Source organism: Streptomyces aurantiacus, from assembly GCF_001418335.1.
Lineage (GTDB): Bacteria > Actinomycetota > Actinomycetes > Streptomycetales > Streptomycetaceae > Streptomyces > Streptomyces aurantiacus.
The window spans coordinates 23,680-43,286 of sequence record NZ_LIPP01000339.1 but is presented as its reverse complement, the minus strand read 5'-3'; the positions used below and the strand labels follow the sequence as shown (position 1 = coordinate 43,286).

Annotated in this window: 17 protein-coding genes; 15 read left to right on the top strand and 2 right to left on the bottom strand. The window is 70.1% G+C overall.

Annotated features, from left to right (window positions below):
- Nucleotides 1–20 precede the first annotated feature (20 nt).
- From ftsW to AOK01_RS42055, 9 genes are all read left to right on the top strand, one after another.
- Nucleotides 21–1,313, top strand: a complete 1,293-nt coding sequence (gene ftsW / locus AOK01_RS34175; protein ID WP_063792911.1) for a putative lipid II flippase FtsW — start codon at nt 21–23, stop codon at nt 1,311–1,313.
- 6 nt (nt 1,314–1,319) lie between these two features.
- Entirely contained in the window at nt 1,320–2,408 is a 1,089-nt protein-coding gene (gene murG / locus AOK01_RS34170) for an undecaprenyldiphospho-muramoylpentapeptide beta-N-acetylglucosaminyltransferase (protein WP_055518568.1), read from the top strand.
- Between the two features lie 23 nt (nt 2,409–2,431).
- Nucleotides 2,432–3,271, top strand: a complete 840-nt coding sequence (locus AOK01_RS34165; RefSeq protein WP_055518566.1) for a cell division protein FtsQ/DivIB — start codon at nt 2,432–2,434, stop codon at nt 3,269–3,271.
- Between the two features lie 275 nt (nt 3,272–3,546).
- Nucleotides 3,547–4,743 carry a cell division protein FtsZ gene (ftsZ, locus tag AOK01_RS34160; protein WP_055518564.1) on the top strand — a complete coding sequence of 399 codons (1,197 nt, stop codon included), beginning with the start codon at nt 3,547–3,549 and terminating at the stop codon, nt 4,741–4,743.
- 26 nt (nt 4,744–4,769) lie between these two features.
- Nucleotides 4,770–5,477, top strand: a complete 708-nt coding sequence (pgeF, locus tag AOK01_RS34155) for a peptidoglycan editing factor PgeF (protein ID WP_055518562.1) — start codon at nt 4,770–4,772, stop codon at nt 5,475–5,477.
- Between the two features lie 5 nt (nt 5,478–5,482).
- Nucleotides 5,483–6,217, top strand: coding sequence for a YggS family pyridoxal phosphate-dependent enzyme (locus AOK01_RS34150; RefSeq protein WP_055518557.1), 735 nt, complete (start codon nt 5,483–5,485; stop codon nt 6,215–6,217).
- 129 nt (nt 6,218–6,346) lie between these two features.
- Nucleotides 6,347–6,988, top strand: coding sequence for a cell division protein SepF (locus AOK01_RS34145; protein WP_055518555.1), 642 nt, complete (start codon nt 6,347–6,349; stop codon nt 6,986–6,988).
- Between the two features lie 50 nt (nt 6,989–7,038).
- On the top strand, nt 7,039–7,323 hold the full coding sequence (locus AOK01_RS34140) for a YggT family protein (RefSeq protein ID WP_055518553.1): 285 nt from the start codon (nt 7,039–7,041) through the stop codon (nt 7,321–7,323).
- A 55-nt stretch (nt 7,324–7,378) separates the two neighbouring features.
- Complete coding sequence (locus AOK01_RS42055) at nt 7,379–8,626, top strand: DivIVA domain-containing protein (protein WP_079103989.1); 1,248 nt, start codon at nt 7,379–7,381, stop codon at nt 8,624–8,626.
- Between the two features lie 296 nt (nt 8,627–8,922).
- Here AOK01_RS42055 and ileS read toward each other — a convergent pair whose 3' ends face one another.
- Entirely contained in the window at nt 8,923–12,081 is a 3,159-nt protein-coding gene (gene ileS, locus AOK01_RS34125) for an isoleucine--tRNA ligase (RefSeq protein WP_107099991.1), read from the bottom strand.
- 610 nt (nt 12,082–12,691) lie between these two features.
- Between ileS and AOK01_RS34120 the strand changes: the two genes are divergently transcribed.
- From AOK01_RS34120 to AOK01_RS34100, 5 genes are all read left to right on the top strand, one after another.
- Complete coding sequence (locus tag AOK01_RS34120; RefSeq protein ID WP_055518552.1) at nt 12,692–13,639, top strand: TraR/DksA family transcriptional regulator; 948 nt, start codon at nt 12,692–12,694, stop codon at nt 13,637–13,639.
- Nucleotides 13,640–13,727: 88 nt separating this feature from the next.
- Nucleotides 13,728–14,462, top strand: a complete 735-nt coding sequence (gene lspA / locus AOK01_RS34115) for a signal peptidase II (protein ID WP_055518551.1) — start codon at nt 13,728–13,730, stop codon at nt 14,460–14,462.
- Between the two features lie 84 nt (nt 14,463–14,546).
- Complete coding sequence (locus tag AOK01_RS34110; RefSeq protein WP_055518550.1) at nt 14,547–15,491, top strand: RluA family pseudouridine synthase; 945 nt, start codon at nt 14,547–14,549, stop codon at nt 15,489–15,491.
- Nucleotides 15,488–15,991 carry a GNAT family N-acetyltransferase gene (locus AOK01_RS34105; protein ID WP_055518548.1) on the top strand — a complete coding sequence of 168 codons (504 nt, stop codon included), beginning with the start codon at nt 15,488–15,490 and terminating at the stop codon, nt 15,989–15,991. Before AOK01_RS34110 ends, AOK01_RS34105 begins: the two co-directional genes overlap by 4 nt.
- A gap of 136 nt (nt 15,992–16,127) precedes the next feature.
- Nucleotides 16,128–17,714: a Na+/H+ antiporter gene (locus tag AOK01_RS34100; RefSeq protein WP_055518546.1), complete on the top strand. Its 1,587-nt coding sequence runs from the start codon at nt 16,128–16,130 to the stop codon at nt 17,712–17,714.
- Nucleotides 17,715–17,807: 93 nt separating this feature from the next.
- Here AOK01_RS34100 and AOK01_RS34095 read toward each other — a convergent pair whose 3' ends face one another.
- The gene (locus tag AOK01_RS34095; RefSeq protein WP_055518544.1) at nt 17,808–18,941 is read right to left on the bottom strand and encodes a mechanosensitive ion channel family protein; all 1,134 of its coding nucleotides are present in this window, start codon (nt 18,939–18,941) and stop codon (nt 17,808–17,810) included.
- Between the two features lie 84 nt (nt 18,942–19,025).
- Here AOK01_RS34095 and AOK01_RS34090 point away from each other — a divergent pair, with 84 nt between their 5' ends.
- Nucleotides 19,026–19,595: a dienelactone hydrolase family protein gene (locus AOK01_RS34090; protein WP_055518542.1), complete on the top strand. Its 570-nt coding sequence runs from the start codon at nt 19,026–19,028 to the stop codon at nt 19,593–19,595.
- Nucleotides 19,596–19,607: the final 12 nt, after the last annotated feature.

The window sequence follows — 19,607 nt, the reverse complement described above, 5'->3', positions numbered from 1 at the left end:
GGCGGCCCCCCGGGCCCCGCCTGCCGCGCGACAACCCCGTACGCCGCCTCTACACCCGCGCACGCCGTGCCTGGGACCGGCCCCTGACCGCGTACTACCTGATCCTCGGCGGCAGTCTGCTGATCACCGCGCTCGGCCTGGTGATGGTGTACTCCGCGTCGCAGATCACCGCGCTCCAGCTGTCGCTGCCCGGGTCCTACTTCTTCCGCAAGCAGTTCCTCGCGGCCGTGCTCGGCAGCCTGCTGCTGCTGGCCGCCTCACGGATGCCGTCCAAACTGCACCGGGCGCTGGCCTACCCGATACTCCTGGGCTCGGTCTTCCTGATGATCCTCGTCCAGGTGCCGGGGATAGGAGTCGCGGTCAACGGCAATCAGAACTGGATCTCGGTCGGCGGCCCCTTCCAGCTCCAGCCCAGCGAGTTCGGCAAGCTCGCCCTCGTGCTGTGGGGAGCCGACCTGCTCGCCCGCAAACAGGACAAGCGGCTGCTGGGCCAGTGGAAGCACATGCTGGTGCCGCTCGTGCCGGTGGCGTTCATGCTGCTCGGGCTGATCATGATCGGCGGCGACATGGGCACGGCGATCATCCTCACCGCGATCCTGTTCGGCCTCCTGTGGCTCGCGGGGGCGCCGACCCGGCTCTTCGGCGGGGTGCTCGCCATAGCGGTGACCCTCGGCGTGATCCTCATCAAGACCAGCCCCAACCGGATGGCCCGCCTCGCCTGCCTCGGCGCCACCGAACCGGGCCCCGACGACTCCTGCTGGCAGGCCGTGCACGGCATCTACGCCCTCGCCTCCGGCGGCCTCTTCGGGTCCGGCCTCGGCGCGAGTATGGAGAAATGGGGCCAACTGCCCGAGGCGCACACCGACTTCATTTTCGCCATCACAGGTGAGGAACTGGGCCTGGCGGGCACTCTGTCGGTACTCGCGCTCTTCGCGGCCCTAGGCTATGCGGGTATCCGCGTGGCCGGACGCACGGAGGACCCCTTCGTGAGGTACGCCGCGGGTGGCGTGACCACCTGGATCACGGCTCAGGCCGTGATCAACATCGGTGCGGTGCTCGGTCTGCTGCCGATCGCCGGTGTCCCGCTCCCGCTGTTCTCCTACGGGGGTTCCGCCCTGTTGCCGACCATGTTCGCCATCGGACTCCTCATCGCCTTCGCGCGTGAGGACCCCGCTGCGCGGACGGCGCTCGCGATGCGGCAACCCCGCTTTGGCAGAAAGCGGGCTGCGGTGAGAGGCTCCGCTGTCCGGGGGCCTCGCAAGTGGAACACGATGAGACGGCGTGCCTCGGCGCGTTCGTCCGGAGAGCGGTGAATTTCGGTGCATGTCGTACTCGCCGGTGGGGGGACCGCCGGCCACATCGAGCCCGCGCTCGCCCTCGCGGACGCCCTGCGCAGGCAGGACCCGACTGTGGGGATCACGGCCCTGGGCACGGAGCGCGGACTCGAAACCCGACTCGTACCAGAACGTGGCTACGAACTGGGGCTGATCCCCGCGGTACCGCTGCCGCGCAAGCCCACCCCGGAGCTGATCACCGTCCCCGGACGGCTGCGCGGCACGATCAAGGCGGCCGAGCAGATCCTGGAACGCACGAAGGCGGACGCGGTCGTCGGCTTCGGCGGCTACGTCGCCCTGCCGGGCTACCTCGCCGCCAAGCGGCGCGGCGTCCCGATCATCGTCCACGAGGCCAACGCCCGGCCGGGACTGGCCAACAAGATCGGTTCGCGGTACGCGGCCCAGGTGGCCGTCTCCACCCCGGACAGCAAGCTCCGCGGCGCCCGCTACATCGGCATCCCGCTGCGCCGCTCCATCGCCACGCTCGACCGGGCCGCCGTCCGCCCCGAGGCCCGCGCCGCGTTCGGGCTCGACCCCTCCCTGCCGACCCTGCTGGTCTCCGGCGGCTCGCAGGGCGCCCGCCGCCTCAACGAGGTGATCCAGCAGACCGCCCCGTACCTCCAGCAGGCCGGCATCCAGATCCTGCACGCGGTCGGCCCGAAGAACGAACTGCCGCAGGTCCACCAGATGCCGGGGATGCCCCCGTACATCCCGGTACCGTACGTGGACCGGATGGACCTCGCGTACGCCGCGGCCGACATGATGCTCTGCCGCGCGGGCGCGATGACCGTCGCCGAACTCTCCGCCGTCGGGCTCCCCGCCGTCTACGTCCCGCTGCCCATCGGCAACGGCGAACAGCGGCTGAACGCCCAGCCGGTGGTCAAGGCGGGCGGCGGACTGCTGGTCGACGACGCGGAACTGACGCCGCAGTGGATCCAGGGCAACGTCCTGCCCGTGCTCGCCGATCCGCACCGGCTGTTCGAGATGTCCCGTGCCGCCTCCGAGTTCGGCCGCCGGGACGCCGACGACCTGCTCGTCGGGATGGTGTACGAGGCGATCGCGTCACGCCGCTAGCGCGTGGCAGAAGGCAGGAGAGCGTGGCCGGACCGACCACCGCCGAACGCGGCGAACGCGGCGAACGGCAAGACGGACAAGGCCGGCGGGAATCGGCCTCCGGCCCGCTCCGGTCGCCCCTGCTCAAGAGGCTGCCGGGGCCCCGGGCGCTCATCGCCGCGGCGGTCTGTCTGGTCCTGCTCGCCGCGGGCGGCGTCTGGGTCCTCTACGGCTCGCAGTGGACGCGCGTGGAGCGTGTATCGGCCTCGGGCACGCGGGTCCTGACGGCCGAACAGGTCGTCGAGGCGGCCGGTGTCCGGGTCGGCTCGCCGTTGGTCTCCGTCGACACCGACGCCGTCGAGGAGAGGCTGCGCCGCAAACTGCCGCGCATCGACTCGGTCGACGTCACCCGTTCCTGGCCCCACGCGATCGGGCTGAAAGTCACCGAGCGCACACCGGTCCTCATCGACGAAAAACCTGGCAAGGGGGGCAAGTATGTCGAAGTGGACGCCAAAGGTGTGCGATATGCCACGGTCTCCCGCGCCCCGCAGGGCGTGCCCGTACTGGAATTGACGGTCTCCCAGCCCGGGGGGTCCGCGGGATCGGCGGGTCTGCGCCGTTTCGGCACCGCCCGACTGGTGCGCGAGGCGGTGCTCGTGGCCCGTTCCCTGCCGGCCGCGGTCGCGCGCGCCACCCGGGTCGTCGAGGTCCGTTCCTACGACTCCGTCACCCTTGAGCTGAGCGGTGGGCGCACCGTCGACTGGGGAAGTGGTGAGAGCGGCCGCGCCAAGGCGCATACGCTCACTGCACTCATGAAAGCCGCTCCGAAGGCACGGCACTTCGACGTCAGTGTCCCCACCGCCCCCGCGTCATCGACGAGTTGACGCACATCCGCGCAGGCCAGCACCCTGGTTGGGCAGCGCTATGGCTGATCACATAGGGTGAAAAGAAAAACGGGAGGTTCGGCGTGTTCGTTGAACGTGCGCCACTTGTCGACTTAGTGTCCTGTTCGGAAGAGTCCAAGGAACAGACACACTGGTAACCCTAAACTTCAGCGTTAGGGTTCGGGTCGGCGTTCGGACCGTCCCATTCGGCATCAGTCGTCGGATCGCGACCGTGCGAGGCGACGACACGTAACTCGAGGCGAGAGGCCTTCGACGTGGCAGCACCGCAGAACTACCTCGCAGTCATCAAAGTCATCGGTGTCGGCGGCGGTGGTGTCAATGCCATCAACCGGATGATCGAGGTCGGTCTCAAGGGTGTCGAGTTCATCGCCATCAACACGGACGCCCAGGCGCTGTTGATGAGCGACGCCGACGTCAAGCTCGACGTCGGCCGCGAACTCACCCGCGGACTCGGCGCCGGAGCCAACCCGGCCGTCGGCCGCAAGGCCGCGGAGGACCACCGCGAGGAGATCGAGGAGGTCCTCAAGGGGGCCGACATGGTCTTCGTGACAGCCGGCGAGGGCGGCGGCACCGGCACCGGCGGCGCGCCGGTGGTGGCCAACATCGCCCGCTCGCTCGGCGCACTCACCATCGGCGTGGTCACCCGCCCGTTCACCTTCGAGGGCCGGCGCCGCGCCAACCAGGCCGAGGACGGCATCGCGGAACTCCGCGAAGAGGTCGACACCCTCATCGTCATCCCGAACGACCGGCTGCTGTCCATCTCGGACCGCCAGGTCTCCGTCCTCGACGCGTTCAAGTCGGCGGACCAGGTCCTACTGTCGGGTGTTCAGGGCATCACCGACCTCATCACCACACCCGGTCTGATCAACCTCGACTTCGCCGACGTCAAGTCCGTGATGTCCGAGGCGGGTTCGGCCCTCATGGGGATCGGCTCGGCCCGCGGCGACGACCGCGCGGTGGCGGCTGCCGAGATGGCGATCTCCTCGCCGCTCCTGGAAGCCTCCATCGACGGTGCCCGGGGCGTCCTGCTCTCGATCTCCGGCGGTTCGGACCTCGGCCTGTTCGAGATCAACGAAGCCGCCCAGCTGGTGAGCGAGGCCGCGCACCCCGAGGCCAACATCATCTTCGGCGCGGTCATCGACGACGCGCTCGGCGACGAGGTACGGGTCACCGTCATCGCGGCCGGCTTCGACGGCGGGCAGCCCCCGTCCAAGCGGGACACCGTGCTCGGCTCGTCCTCCGCCAAGCGCGACGAGCCCACACCGGCGCGGTCGGGCGACAGCCGCCCGTCCTTCGGCTCTCTCGGCAGCGTCACGCCGAAGGAGTCGCAGGAGTCCGCCCCGGAGCCCGCCGGCAACGAACTGCCGCCGGTCTCCCCGCCGGTCCCGCCGTCGCGGTCCTACTCCGACAGCGCTGCGGAGGAGTTGGACGTGCCGGACTTCCTCAAGTGATAGGACGGCGCTCGGCAAGGAGCACTGTGAGCGGCGCGCACTTCGCCTTCACCGACCGGTGGGGCGGGGTGAGCGCCGTTCCGTACGAGGAGCTCAATCTCGGCGGAGCGGTCGGCGACGACCCCGGGTCGGTGCGGACCAATCGCGAACTGGCGGCCACGTCGCTGGGTCTCGACCCGGCGCGGGTCGTCTGGATGAAGCAGGTCCACGGACCCGACGTGGTCGTGGTCGACGAGCCCTGGGGAGAGCGCCCGGTGCCGGAGGCCGACGCGGTCGTCACCACCCGCCGGGGCCTCGCCCTCGCCGTGCTCACCGCGGACTGCACCCCTGTCCTGCTCGCGGACCCGGTCGCCGGTGTCGTGGCCGCCGCCCACGCGGGACGGCCCGGCATGGTCGCCGGGGTCGTACCCGCCGCCGTCGAGGCGATGGTGGGGCTCGGCGCCGAACCGGCCCGGATCGTCGCCCGCACCGGCCCCGCCGTCTGCGGCCGGTGCTACGAAGTGCCGGACGCGATGCGGGCCGAGGTCGCGGCCGTCGAGCCGGGGGCGTACGCCGAGACCAGTTGGGGTACGCCGGCGGTCGATGTGACCGCGGGGGTGCACGCGCAGCTGGAGAGGCTCGGAGTGCGCGACCGGGAGCAGTCGCCGGTCTGCACGATCGAGTCGGACGACCATTTCTCGTACCGCCGCGAGGGCCTCACCGGCCGGCTCGCGGGCTATGTGTGGCTGGACTGATCGGCATGACGGACCGCAGGACCGAACTCGCCGCGAATCTGGCGACAGTGGAAGAGCGCATCGTCGCCGCGTGCGTGGCGGCCGGACGCAAGCGCGAGGATCTGACCCTGATCGTGGTCACCAAGACCTACCCCGCCGAGGATGTGCGGATCCTGTCGGAACTCGGTGTGCGGCACGTCGCCGAGAACCGTGACCAGGACGCGGCGCCCAAGGCCGCCGCCTGTTCCGATCTGCCCCTTTCTTGGCATTTCGTCGGCCAGTTGCAGACCAACAAAGTGCGTTCCGTGGTCGGTTACGCGGATGTCGTGCAGTCCGTCGACCGGGCGCGGCTCGTCACCGCCCTGTCGAAGGAGGCGGTACGGACCGGGCGCGAGGTGGGATGTCTCATCCAGGTTGCGCTCGACGCGGAGCAGTCCGCGGCCGGAAAGGCTGGACTGGGAGCGCGTGGTGGTGTAGGGGTCGAGGGCGTCGAGGAACTGGGCGCACTCGTCGCGGAGGCTCCGGGGCTGAGGCTCGACGGACTGATGACCGTCGCTCCGCTCACCGGACCGTACGCGGGGCGTGAACAAGCGGCGTTCGAGCGGCTGATGGATTTGTCGACTGACCTGCGCCGCGCCCATCCGGCTGCGAACATGGTCTCGGCAGGCATGAGCGCAGACCTCGAACAAGCAGTGGCGGCCGGAGCGACACATGTACGCGTCGGCACTGCGGTACTCGGCGTCCGCCCCAGGCTCGGGTAACGTCGCCAAGAAGTCGGACCACAGCAGAAAATATGGTCATTACCGCCATTGGCGGGCATTTCGACCTCGTGGATCGCGGGCACTTGGCAACAGTCAGCCGATCCACCACAGAGCGGAGGACTCAGAGCAATGGCCGGCGCGATGCGCAAGATGGCGGTCTACCTCGGCCTCGTGGAGGACGATGGGTACGACGGCAGGGGCTTCGACCCCGACGACGACTTCGAGCCCGAACTGGATCCGGAGCCCGAGCGGGACCGCCGGCGGCATGAGCCGTCGCATCAGTCGCACCAGCCACATCAGTCCCAACGGGACGAATCGGTACGAGTGGTGCAGCCGTCGGTACAGCGCGACCCCGTGTCCCATTCCGCTTCGCTCGGCGCGGAATCTGGGCGTCCGGCCCGAATCGCGCCCGTGGCGTCCATCACACAAGAACGTCAGAGCCTGGAGAAGAACGCACCGGTGATCATGCCCAAGGTCGTGTCGGAACGAGAGCCGTACAGGATCACCACACTGCACCCCCGGACCTACAACGAGGCCCGTACCATCGGGGAACACTTCCGTGAGGGCACCCCGGTGATCATGAATCTGACCGAGATGGACGACACGGATGCGAAGCGACTTGTCGACTTCGCGGCCGGTTTGGTGTTCGGTCTCCACGGGAGCATCGAGCGGGTGACGCAGAAGGTGTTCCTGTTGTCGCCTGCTAACGTCGATGTCACGGCGGAGGACAAGGCTCGCATCGCAGAGGGCGGGTTCTTCAACCAGAGCTGAGACGCAGGACCGGGACAAGCAGGGAAACAGGGGAGAGGGAAGCGCGGATCATGAGCGTGGTTGTGCAGGTTCTCTACGTCGCGCTGATGTGTTTCCTCATCGTGCTGATCTTCCGGCTCGTCATGGACTACGTCTTCCAGTTCGCCCGCTCATGGCAACCCGGCAAGGCGATGGTGGTCGTTCTTGAGGCCACCTACACTGTCACTGATCCACCGCTCAAGCTTCTGCGGCGGTTCATTCCGCCGCTACGTCTCGGGGGCGTGGCGCTCGACCTGTCCTTCTTCGTACTGATGATCATCGTCTACATCCTGATCTCCGTCGTGAGCCGGCTGTGAACGATACGGTCTTGCCGAACGCCGACGATGCCGACGACTACGTTGAGGTGAAGAGATGCCGTTGACCCCCGAGGACGTGCGGAACAAGCAGTTCACGACCGTCCGCCTCCGAGAAGGCTATGACGAGGACGAGGTCGATGCCTTCCTCGATGAGGTCGAAGCCGAACTGACCCGCCTGCTCCGCGAGAACGAGGACCTGCGCGCCAAGCTGGCAGCAGCCACACGCGCCGCCGCGCAGAACCAGCAACAGGGCATGCGCAAGCCGCCCGAACAGCAGGACCAACAGCAGCAACAGCAGGGTCCGCCGCAGGGCATGCGCGGTCCCAACGGTCCCGTACCCGCCGGCATATCGGGCCCGCCGCAGCAGCAGATGGGTGGCCCCATGGGTGGGCCGCCCCAGCTGCCGAGCGGTGCTCCTCAGCTGCCCGCGGGCCCCAGTGCCCAGCAGGGTGGCCAGCAGGGCCAGGGCCCCATGGGTCAGGGTCCGATGGGCCAGGGCCCGATGGGTCAGGGCCAGGGACCCATGGGCCAAGGCCCGATGGGTCAGGGTCCGATGGGCCAGGGCCCCATGGGCCAGGGTCCCGGCCCCATGCAGGGTCAGATGCAGCAACAGCAGATGCCCCAGCAGATGGGCGGCCCGATGGGCGGTCCCATGGGTGGTCCGATGGGCGGGCACGGCCCGCAGATGGGACAGCCCGGTCAGGGTCCCGGTGGCGACAGCGCCGCCCGCGTGCTCTCGCTGGCCCAGCAGACCGCCGACCAGGCGATCGCCGAGGCCCGTTCCGAGGCCAACAAGATCGTCGGCGAGGCCCGTAGCCGCGCCGAGGGTCTGGAGCGCGACGCCCGTGCCAAGGCCGACGCCCTGGAGCGGGACGCGCAGGAGAAGCACCGCGTCGCGATGGGCTCCCTGGAGTCTGCCCGCGCCACGCTGGAGCGCAAAGTCGAGGACCTGCGAGGCTTCGAGCGCGAGTACCGCACGCGCCTGAAGTCCTACCTGGAGTCGCAGCTGCGGCAGCTGGAGACGCAGGCCGACGACTCGCTGGCGCCGCCGAGGGCGCCCGCGACCGCTTCGCTTCCGTCGTCGCCGAGCCCGTCCATGGCTCCGGCCGGGGCGAGCGCGCCGTCCTACGGTGGTCAGCAGATGGGCGGCCCCGGTCCCGGGGCTCCGTCCTACGGCGGCCAGCAGCAGATGTCGCCGGCCATGACCCAGCCGATGGCGCCGGTCCGGCCGCAGGCCCCCTCGCCGATGCAGCAGGCGCCCTCGCCGATGCGTGGCTTCCTGATCGACGAGGACGACAACTGACGGCCTCCCGCACGCCGTAGGCGTCGGCAGCGTTCAGGGCGGAGCCCCCGGATATCCGGGGGCTCCGCCCTTTTGTGCCGCCGTTCTCGGCAGCTGCGTCCGCGGTGTGTGACGACGAAGGCCCCGGTCCACCAAGGTTTCTGGTGGACCGGGGCCTTTTCGGTGCGCAGGTCACGGAGTCGTCGCGACCTGCGCTTGCAGGGTGCCGCTGCGCCCACCCTCCCCCAGTCTCGGCTTCGCTCGACCGGGGGGACCCCCATCGCCCCTGGCGGCACGCATGCCCGCAGCTAGGGGCGCTACGCCTTGCGCAGGCGGAACGTCAGCGACAGGGGCTCGTCCGTGAACGTGGCGCCGTAGGTGTCGTCCGCCTCGCCCTGGGAGAAGGCCGTGGCGAGCACCTCGTCGGAGATCAGGGCGGAGTGCTCGGTGAGCGCCGCGATGACCTTCGGGTCGGTGGACGTCCAGCGCAGGGCGATCCGGTCGACCACGTCGAGGCCGCTGTTCTTGCGGGCCTCCTGGATCAGACGGATGGCGTCACGGGCCAGGCCGGCCTGGCGCAGTTCCTCCGTGAGTTCCAGGTCGAGGGCGACCGTCGCCCCGGAGTCCGACGCGACGGACCAGCCCTCGCGCGGGGTCTCCGTGATGATCACCTCGTCCGGGGCGAGCGTGACGGTCTCGCCGTCGACCTCCACCGACGCCGTGCCCTCACGCAGGGCCAGGGACAGCGCGGCCGCGTCGGCCTCGGCGACGGCCTTCGCCACCGCCTGGACGCCCTTGCCGAACCGCTTGCCCAGCGCCCGGAAGTTGGCCTTGGCCGTCGTGTCCACCAGCGAACCGCCCACATCGGACAGGGACGCGAGCGAGCTCACATTCAGCTCCTCCGTGATCTGCGCGTGCAGTTCACGGTCGAGGGACCCGAATCCGGTCGCGGCGACCAGCGCGCGGGACAGCGGCTGCCGTGTCTTCACCCCGGACTCCGCGCGCGTGGCACGGCCCAGCTCCACGAGACGGCGTACGAGCACCATCTGCCGCGACAGCTCCGGGTCGATGACGGACAGGTCCGCCTCCGGCCAGGACGACAGGTGTACGGACTCGGGGGCGTCCGCGGACACCGGCACCACGAGGTCCTGCCAGACACGCTCGGTGATGAACGGGGTCAGCGGGGCCATCAGCCGCGTCACCGTCTCGACCACCTCGTGCAGGGTGCGCAGCGCCGCCTTGTGGCCCTGCCAGAAGCGGCGACGGGAGCGGCGTACATACCAGTTGGAGAGGTCGTCGACGAACGCGGAGAGCAGCTTGCCCGCGCGCTGGGTGTCGTACGCCTCCAGAGCCTGCGTCACCTGGTCGGTGAGCGCGTGCAGTTCGGACAGGAGCCAGCGGTCGAGGACCGGGCGGTCCGCCGGGGCCGGATCGGCCTCGCTGGGCGCCCAGCCCGCCGTGCGCGCGTACAGGGCCTGGAAGGCGACCGTGTTCCAGTACGTGAGGAGCGTCTTGCGGACGACCTCCTGGATGGTGCCGTGGCCGACGCGGCGGGCCGCCCAGGGGGAGCCGCCGGCCGCCATGAACCAGCGGACCGCGTCGGCGCCGTGCTGGTCCATCAGCGGGATCGGCTGCAGGATGTTGCCCAGGTGCTTGGACATCTTGCGGCCGTCCTCGGCGAGGATGTGGCCGAGGCAGACCACGTTCTCGTACGACGACTTGTCGAAGACCAGCGTGCCGATGGCCATCAGCGTGTAGAACCAGCCGCGGGTCTGGTCGATGGCCTCCGAGATGAACTGCGCCGGGTAGCGGTTCTCGAAGAGTTCCTTGTTCTTGTACGGGTAGCCCCACTGCGCGAACGGCATCGAACCCGAGTCGTACCAGGCGTCGATGACCTCCGGCACGCGCGTGGCCGTCTTCTCGCACGTCGGGCAGGCGAACGTGACGTCGTCGATGAACGGGCGGTGCGGGTCGAGCTCCGACTGGTCGCTGCCGGTCAGCGAGGTGAGCTCCGCGCGGGAGCCGACGACGGTGAGGTGGTCGTCCTCGCAGCGCCAGATCGGCAGCGGGGTGCCCCAGTAGCGGTTGCGGGACAGCGCCCAGTCGATGTTGTTGTTCAGCCAGTCGCCGTAGCGGCCGTTCTTGACCGAGTCCGGGAACCAGTTGGTCTTCTCGTTCTCCTGGAGCAGGCGGTCCTTGACGGCCGTGGTGCGGATGTACCAGGACGGCTGCGCGTAGTACAGGAGCGCGGTGTGGCAGCGCCAGCAGTGCGGGTAGCTGTGCTCGTACGGGACGTGCCGGAAGAGCAGGCCGCGGTTCTGGAGGTCTTCCGTGAGCTGTTCGTCGGCCTTCTTGAAGAAGACACCGCCCACGAGGGGGACGTTCTCCTCGAAGGTGCCGTCCGGACGCACCGGATTGACGACCGGCAGTCCGTACTCCCGGCAGACCTTGAGGTCCTCCTCACCGAAGGCGGGGGACTGGTGGACGAGACCCGTGCCGTCCTCGGTGGTCACGTACTGCGCGTTCACCACGTAGTGGGCCGGTTCGCCCTTCGGGAACTCGACCAGCTCGAACGGGCGTCGGTACGTCCAGCGCTCCATCTCGGTGCCCGTGAAGGACTGGCCCGTCGTCTCCCAGCCCTCGCCGAGAGCCTTCGCGAGGAGCGGCTCGGCGACGACCAGCTTCTCCGCACCGTCCGTCGCCACCACGTACGTCACGTCGGGGTGCGCGGCGACCGCCGTGTTGGACACCAGGGTCCACGGGGTCGTCGTCCACACCAGGAGCGCGGCCTCGCCCGCGAGCGGCCCCGAGGTGAGCGGGAAACGGACGAACACCGAGGGGTCGACGACCGTCTCGTAGCCCTGTGCCAGCTCGTGGTCGGACAGGCCCGTGCCGCAGCGCGGGCACCAGGGGGCGACGCGGTGGTCCTGGACCAGCAGACCCTTGTCGAAGATCTCCTTGAGCGACCACCAGACGGAGTCGATGTACTCCGGGTCCATGGTCCGGTACGGGTCCTTGAGGTCGGCCCAGTAACCCATGCGGGTCGTGAGCTCCTCGAAGGCGTCGGTGTGGCGGGTCACGGACTCCCGGCACCTGGCGTTGAACTCGGCGATGCCGTACGCCTCGATGTCCTTCTTGCCCGTGAAGCCGAGCTCCTTCTCGACCGCCAGCTCCACCGGGAGGCCGTGGCAGTCCCAGCCGGCCTTGCGGCCCACGTGGTAGCCGCGCATGGTGCGAAAGCGCGGGAAGACGTCCTTGAAGACACGCGCCTCGATGTGGTGGGCGCCCGGCATGCCGTTGGCCGTGGGCGGGCCTTCGTAGAACACCCACTCCGGGCGGCCCTCGGACTGCTCCAGGGTCTTGGCGAAGATCTTCTGCTCGCTCCAGAAGTCGAGCACGGCGTGCTCAAGGGCGGGCAGGTCGATCTGGGCCGGCACCTGGCGGTACTGCGGCTGTGTACTCGGCTGCGTATCCAACGAACTTCCTCCGGCGGACTTCTGCCTTCCGTCCGGAGGGACGAGAGCTGTGTTGTCACCTACGCCGTGTGCGGCGCGCTCCCGCGGTACCACCCTCCTTGGCCCGCCGCCGCTTTCCGCACGCCGGTGAGCCCCCTCATTGGGGTAGCGATACCGGGTCTACCGGCCGCTGCTGCCTCGCTGCGGCTTTCTTCCGGCGGCTCCGGGGTGATCTTCACGTCGCGCTCGCCCCCGGGCTCACACCGTCCCCGGGTCGCTCTTGGCCGCGTACGCCGCTACTCGTCCCCATCCACGCTTCTCGCTGCGCCCAGTGTACGGCGCCGGACCGACAGCGGCAGACCGGTTTTACGGGGCCCCGGAGAGCGGGGCGGCGGCGCGGGCGGGCGGCGTGCACTGACCCGAATGCCGCGGCGCCGGTGTTCACATCCTGGGACCGCGGACTCGGCGGATTACCGGGCGGGGAGCTGGGCACAACGCTTGCAGACTCGCGGTGCGGTACGGGCGGGGCGGGCGAACCGGACGGCGTGCCCCGTTGCCGCAGGACGCAAGTCGATTTATCGTCCCAGCACGATTCGCGTGCAAGGTCACAATATGTGAAGGGGCCGCGGCCATGGTGGCGAAGAAGACCGCCGTACAGCAGTCGACGTCCGGCAGATCCACAGGGGCGGCCGGTGACTCCGGGACGGCGGCCAAGGACGTCAGTGGCAAGAAGAGCGCGGCGGCCGGCAGGACGGCCGGCGGGAGGAAGACGGCCGCCGGGACGAGCTCTGCGAAGAGGGCCCCTGCCAAGAAGGCTCCTGCCAAAAAGGCTGCTGCCAAGGAGGCTTCCGCGAGAACGGCCGCTACGAGGGCGGCTTCCGCCTCTGCGAAGAAGACCGCCGCGCCGGTGAAACGGGCGCCACGGAAGACGGCCGCCGAGAAGAGCGCCGCAGAGGGGGCCGTAGAGGGGACCGAAGGCTCCGCCACGGTGCCTGCCGGGAAGGCGGGCGGGAAGGGCACACGCACGGCCAAGAAGGCGGTCGCTGCCGCGGCCGAGGGAGCGGCACAGGCCGCCGAGACGACGGGAGCCACGACGGTGGTTGCGAAGAAGACTCCTGGCACGGCCGCCGCGGCGGACAAGCCCACCGCGGTTCCCAAGGCAAGGGTGGCCGAGGTGGACCCCGGCGAACTCGCGGTACGCCCAGGCGAGGACCCGTGGACGCCGGAGGAGGTCGCGGAGGCCCGCTCGGTGCTGCTCTCCGAGGCGCTGCGGCTGAGGACCGAGATCACCCAGTCCGAGCAGTCCCTGGTGGGGCTGATGCGCGACTCCGGGGACGGCGCGGGCGACGACCAGGCCGACACCGGCACCAAGAACATCACGCGCGAGAGCGAGATGGCGCTCGCGGCCAACGCCCGGGAGATGGCGGAGCAGACCGAACGCGCCCTGCAGCGCTTGGACGCGGGCACGTACGGGCTCTGCGAGAGCTGCGGCAACCCCATCGGCAAGGCCCGTATGCAGGCCTTCCCGCGGGCCACCCTGTGCGTCGAGTGCAAGCAGAAGCAGGAGCGCCGCTACTGACCCGCCGGGGGAGCCTCCTGGGCACGTGGCCGCGGTGGACCGTGCCGTACCCTCATGCTCAGTCAGGCACCTAGGTTGAGGGACTCACGTGGCAGAGGCGGAGCGCATCATCGGTACGCCGGATACTCCGGGCGCGGCGGGGGCCGGGCCGGAGCAGCCCGACAGGAACGTGGCGTCGGGCGAGCGCTCGGACGACTCCGGTTCCGACCCCGGCCCAGGCTCCGCACCCGGCTCCGAACCGGGCTCCGGCCTCGCTTCCGGTTCCGAGTCCGGACCCGGAAAGGCCTCGGGCGAGTCCGGTGCCGAGGGTGCTTCGGGTGAGGCCGGGGTGCCCAGGGGCAAGCGCCGGGTGGCCGTGCTCTTCACGGTCGCCGTGCTGGCGTACGCGCTGGATCTGATCAGCAAGCTGATCGTGGTCGCGAAGCTGGAGCACCACGAGCCGGTCGAGATCATCGGGGACTGGCTGCGGTTCGAGGCGATCCGCAACGCGGGCGCGGCCTTCGGCTTCGGCGAGGCGTTCACGATCATTTTCACCGTGATCGCCGCGGCCGTGATCGTGGTGATCGCCCGGCTCGCCCGCAAGCTCTACAGCCTGCCCTGGGCGATCGCGCTGGGCCTGCTGCTCGGCGGCGCGCTCGGCAACCTCACCGACCGGATCTTCCGTTCGCCGGGCATCCTCGAAGGCGCGGTCGTCGACTTCATCGCACCCAAGCACTTCGCGGTCTTCAACCTCGCCGACTCCGCGATCGTCTGCGGCGGAATCCTGATCGTGCTGCTGTCCTTCCGGGGCCTGGACCCGGACGGCAGTGTCCACAAGGACTGAGGAAGGGCTGAGCAAGGACCGGGCAAGGCCTGGGCGCGCGGGCTGCGGTACGGCCGTGTCCGACCCGTCCGGCATACTCGACGAGTGAGCACCGTTCCCGATATCCGCAACCTGCCCGTTCCCGACGGCCTGGAGGGCGAGCGCGTCGACGCCGCCATCTCCCGCATGTTCGGCTTCTCCCGTACGAAGGCCGCCGAGCTCGCCGCGGCGGGGAAGGTCACGGTCGACGGCTCGGTGGTCGGGAAGTCCGAGCGGGTGCACGGCGGCGCCTGGCTGGAAGTGGAGATGCCGCAGGCGCCCGCGCCCGTGCAGATCGTCGCCGAGCCCGTCGAGGGCATGGAGATCGTGCACGACGACGACGACGTGGTCGTGATCGTCAAGCCGGTCGGTGTCGCCGCGCATCCCAGCCCCGGCTGGTCGGGGCCGACCGTGATCGGTGGCCTCGCCGCCGCCGGATACCGCATCTCGACCTCGGGCGCCGCCGAGCGCCAGGGCATCGTGCACCGCCTCGACGTGGGCACGTCGGGCCTGATGGTGGTGGCCAAGTCGGAGTACGCGTACACGTCGCTGAAGCGCCAGTTCAAGGAGCGCACGGTCGACAAGCGCTACCACGCGCTCGTCCAGGGCCACCCCGATCCCACCAGCGGCACCATCGACGCGCCCATCGGCCGGCACCCGAACCACGACTACAAGTGGGCCGTCACCGCCGAGGGCAAGCCCTCCGTGACGCACTACGACCTGATCGAGGCGTTCCGCTCGGCCTCGCTGCTCGACATCAAGCTGGAGACCGGGCGCACGCACCAGATCCGCGTCCACATGTCGGCCCACCGGCACCCCTGTGTCGGCGACCTGACGTACGGCGCCGACCCGACGCTCTCCAAGCGCCTCGGGCTGACCCGGCAGTGGCTGCAGGCGGTGCGGCTCGGCTTCGAGCACCCCGGGGACGGCCAGTGGGTCGAGTTCGCGAGCGACTACCCCGAGGATCTGCAGGCGGCGCTGGACCGCGTGCGGGAGGACAGCAACGCGTGAGTTCGCCATCGCCGTCGCGGCCGTCATCGCCGCCCTACGTGGTGCGGGTCGCCGCGGACCTCGCCGACCGTGAGGCCTGCTTCGCGGTGCGCAAGGAGGTCTTCGTCGTCGAACAGCAGGTCCCCGAGGACCTTGAGTACGACATGTACGACGCCTACGACGCCGATGTCGTCCATGTGCTCGCCGTGCGCGAGGACGGGGTGCCGCTCGGCGCGGGACGGCTGCTGTACGGCGAGGCGTCGGCCGCCGGTACGGGCGGCGAGCCCGGCGTCGGATCGCTGGGGCGGCTCGCCGTCACGCGGGCCGCGCGGGGACACGGTGTCGGGGTTGCGCTCGTGCGGGGCATCGAGGACGCGGCACGCGCGCGTGGGCTGACAGCGGTCGATCTGCACGCGCAGACGCATGCGCTGGGGTTCTACGAGCGGCTGGGGTACGTGGCGTACGGGCCGGAGTTTCCCGACGCCGGGATTCCGCATCGGGCGATGCGGCGCTCTCTCTAGATCGACCGGCATCTGGGGGCGGCCGGTTCGTCGAGAGGACCGGTACCGGTCGGAGGCGGTCACTCGCCCGAGCGGTCCCGGGTGGCACGCTGGTGGTTCGACCGTTTGATCTCCAGACCACCTCGGAGCGCTGACCGTGGACCAGCTGGCCCTGTTGTTCGTGCTGTTGCTCGGGGCTGTCGTGAGTGTCCCGCTGGGGGACCGCTTCAGGCTGCCGGCGCCGGTACTGATGACCCTGTTCGGGATCGTCCTGGCCGTCCTCGACTTCGTACCGAACGTGGACATCCCGCCCGAACTGATCTTGCCCGCGCTGCTGCCACCACTGCTCTACGCCGCCGTACGGCGCACCTCCTGGCGGCAGTTCGCCGCCAACAAGCGGCCGATCTTCCTGCTCGCGGTGGCCCTGGTGTTCGTCACCACGGCCGTGGTCGCCGTGGTCGCCCACTCGATCGTGCCCGGGCTGCCGATCGCCGCCGCCGTGGCGCTCGGCGCGCTGGTGGCGCCGCCCGATCCGGTCGCGGCGACCGCCGTCGCGGGGCAACTGGGGCTGCCGCGCCGCCTGGTGTCGATCCTGGAGGGCGAGGGGCTGTTCAACGACGTGACGGCCATCGTGCTCTACCACGTGGCCATCGCCGCCGCCGTCAGCGGCTCCTTCTCGCTGCCGGGCGCCGCTCTGGACTTCCTGCTGTCCGCCGTCGTCGCGGTCGCCATGGGGCTCGGGCTCGGGTGGGGCGCGAACCGGCTGATGGACTACCTCGGGGACCCGACGCTGCAGATCGGGCTGACCCTCCTCGTGCCGTACGCCGCGTACGTACTGGCCGAGGAACTGCACGGGTCCGGGGTGCTGGCGGTGCTCACCGCGGCGCTGTTCCTGGCCGAGTACGCGAATGACGCCGACGACGTCCTGACGAGGCTTGCCGGGCACACGTTCTGGGACATCACCGACACGCTGGTCACCGGGGTGGCGTTCGGGCTCATCGGGCTGGAGCTGCACAACGCGATCAGGACGGCGTCGGGGCGGTGGGGTGAGCTGCTCGGCTGGGCCGCCGCCGTCGTGGGGGTCGTCGTGTTCGTACGGCTGGCGTGGTTGCTGCCCGCGACCTGGCTGACCAAGCGGTTGCACGCGAAGCGGGACCTCGACGAGGACATCCCGACGAGCCTGCGGGAGACCGTCGTCATGTGGTGGTCCGGGATGCGCGGAGTGGCGTCCGTCGCGCTGGCGTTGGCCATTCCGCTGGAGACGGAGAACGGGGCGCCGTTCCCCAACCGGGACGAGATGGTCTTCATCGCGTTCGGCGTGATCATGGCGACGCTCCTGGTGCAGGGGCTGACTCTGCCGTGGCTGGTCCGGAGGCTGGGGGTGCGGGCCGACACCGACCAGGAGAAGGAGTTCGAGAAGACACTCGCCGTGCGGGCGGCCAAGGCCGCGAAGCAGCGGCTGAGGGAGATCGGCGAGAAGGAGGAGCTGTCCGACGAACTCACCGAGCAGTTGCTGCGACGGGCGTTCGACATCGGGTACCGCATCAGTCCCGACATGGGCGAGGACGAGCGGCGGGAGGCCCATGAGCAGCGGGCCCGGCGGATCAAACGGGTGCGGCGGATCCAGGGGGAGATGCTGTCCGCGGCCCGGCACGAGGTGCTCGCGGCGCGGAGTGAGGCGGGGGCGGACCCCGAGGTCGTGGACCGGGTGCTGCGGCATCTGGATGTGCGTAGTTTGAGGTGAGTTGCCGCTCTCGTTGGGTGCCGGGTGCCGGTCGGTGGGGGCTTGGCGCGCAGTTCCCCGCGCCCCTCAGGGGCGGGCGCCGTCGGGGCTGGGTCAGCCTCGGCCTGTGCGTGGGGGTTCCACCATGCGGCCGCGTGGTGTCGTGCGCGGGCGGTGTGCCTCGTTGCCGTTGCCGTTCGGGTGGGCGGCGCTCGGCGGCAGGACCGCGTCGGCCGTGTTGACGCGGGGCAGGGCGTACGGGTGGTGGCTGGTCAGCCAGCGGAGCATCTGCTCGCGGACGCTGACGCGCACCGTCCACACGTCGTCCGCGTCCTTCGCGGTGACCAGCGCGCGCACCTCCATCGTGCTGGCGGTGGAGTCGGTGACGGCGAGGCCGTAGTCGCGCCCGTCCCAGGCGGGGCACTCGCGGAGGATGTCACGGAGCTTGTCGCGCATCTCCTCGACGGGAGCGCTGTGGTCCAGCTGGAAGAAGACCGTGCCGGTCATCTGCACGCCGCCGCGGGACCAGTTCTCGAACGGCTGCGACGTGAAGTACGAGACCGGCATGGTTATCCGGCGCTCGTCCCAGGTGCGCACCGTCAGGAAGGTGAGCGTGATCTCGTCGACCGTGCCCCACTCGCCGTTCACCACCACCGTGTCACCGAGCCGCACCATGTCGCCGAAGGCGATCTGCAGCCCGGCGAACATGTTGCTGAGCGTCGACTGCGCGGCGACACCGGCGACGATGCCGAGGATGCCGGCCGAGGCGAGCAACGAGGCGCCGGCCGCCTGCATCGCCGGGAAGGTCAGCAGCATCGCCGCGACCGCCACCACACCGACGATCGCGGAGACCACCCGCTGGATCAGCGTCACCTGCGTACGGACCCGGCGGACCCTGGCCGCGTCGTGGTGGGCGTTGGCGTAGCGGGAGTACGAGGACTCGACGACCGCCGCCGCGATACGCACCATGAGCCAGGCCGTGGAACCGATGAGGACCAGCGTCAGGATCTGGCCGGCACCCGCCGAGTGGTCGTCGGTGAGATCGGCCTGGTCGTACGACGCTCTCAGCAGCGCCGCGCACATCGCGAACTGCAGGGGAAGACGGCAGCGGCGCAGCAGGTTCCACAGCGGGACCCCCTGGTGGCGTTGGTCGGCACGCCGCAGCAGCAGGTCGGCCGTCCAGACGACCAGCAGCGTCAGTACGAGCGAGCCGCCGATCACGATCAGCGGGCGAAGCACGTTCTCCATGCCCTCGACCGTAACCGGCCGGGTGCGGTCGTGAACATGTGCCCTCGCACCGGCGTTGTCAGTCGTGGCTGGCACCATGGCCTCATGAACATCATGCTCTTCCATTCGACCTACGGTCTGCGGCCCGCGGTGCGGGACGCGGCGGACCGGCTGCGTGCGGCGGGACACGAGGTGTGGACGCCCGACCTCTTCGAGGGGCGCACCTTCGAGACCGTGGAGGAGGGCATGGTCTACAAGGACGAGCTGGGCAAGGTCGAGCTGCTCAAGCGCGCGGTGCTGGCCGCGGCACCGTACTCGGACCGGGGGCTGGTGTACGCGGGGTTCTCACTGGGCGCGGCGACCGCGCAGACCCTGGCGCTCGGCGACGAAAAGGCCCGCGGGCTGCTGCTCCTGCACGGCACGTCCGACATCGCGGAGACCGCCTCGGTGGACGAACTGCCGGTCCAGCTGCATGTCGCCGAGCCGGACGCCTTCGAGCCCGACGACTGGCTGACCGCCTGGTATCTGCAGATGGGCAAGGCGGGGGCCGACGTGGAGATCTACCGGTACGCGGGCGCCGGGCACCTCTACACCGATCCCGGTCTGCCGGACTACGACGAGGAGGCCGCCGAGGCCACCTGGCGGGTGGCACTCGGCTTCCTCGAAACCCTCTAGCAGCCGGCGCTC

Excerpts from the sequence above, each read along its gene's own strand:
- AOK01_RS34150 (WP_055518557.1), top strand. The coding sequence starts at position 5,483 with ATGACGGACCGCAGGACCGAACTCGCCGCGAATCTGGCGACAGTGGAA.
- AOK01_RS34145 (WP_055518555.1), top strand. The coding sequence starts at position 6,347 with ATGGCCGGCGCGATGCGCAAGATGGCGGTCTACCTCGGCCTCGTGGAG.
- AOK01_RS34140 (WP_055518553.1), top strand. The coding sequence starts at position 7,039 with ATGAGCGTGGTTGTGCAGGTTCTCTACGTCGCGCTGATGTGTTTCCTC.
- AOK01_RS42055 (WP_079103989.1), top strand. The coding sequence starts at position 7,379 with ATGCCGTTGACCCCCGAGGACGTGCGGAACAAGCAGTTCACGACCGTC.
- AOK01_RS34120 (WP_055518552.1), top strand. The coding sequence starts at position 12,692 with ATGGTGGCGAAGAAGACCGCCGTACAGCAGTCGACGTCCGGCAGATCC.
- AOK01_RS34095 (WP_055518544.1), bottom strand. The coding sequence starts at position 18,941 with ATGGAGAACGTGCTTCGCCCGCTGATCGTGATCGGCGGCTCGCTCGTA.
- AOK01_RS34090 (WP_055518542.1), top strand. The coding sequence starts at position 19,026 with ATGAACATCATGCTCTTCCATTCGACCTACGGTCTGCGGCCCGCGGTG.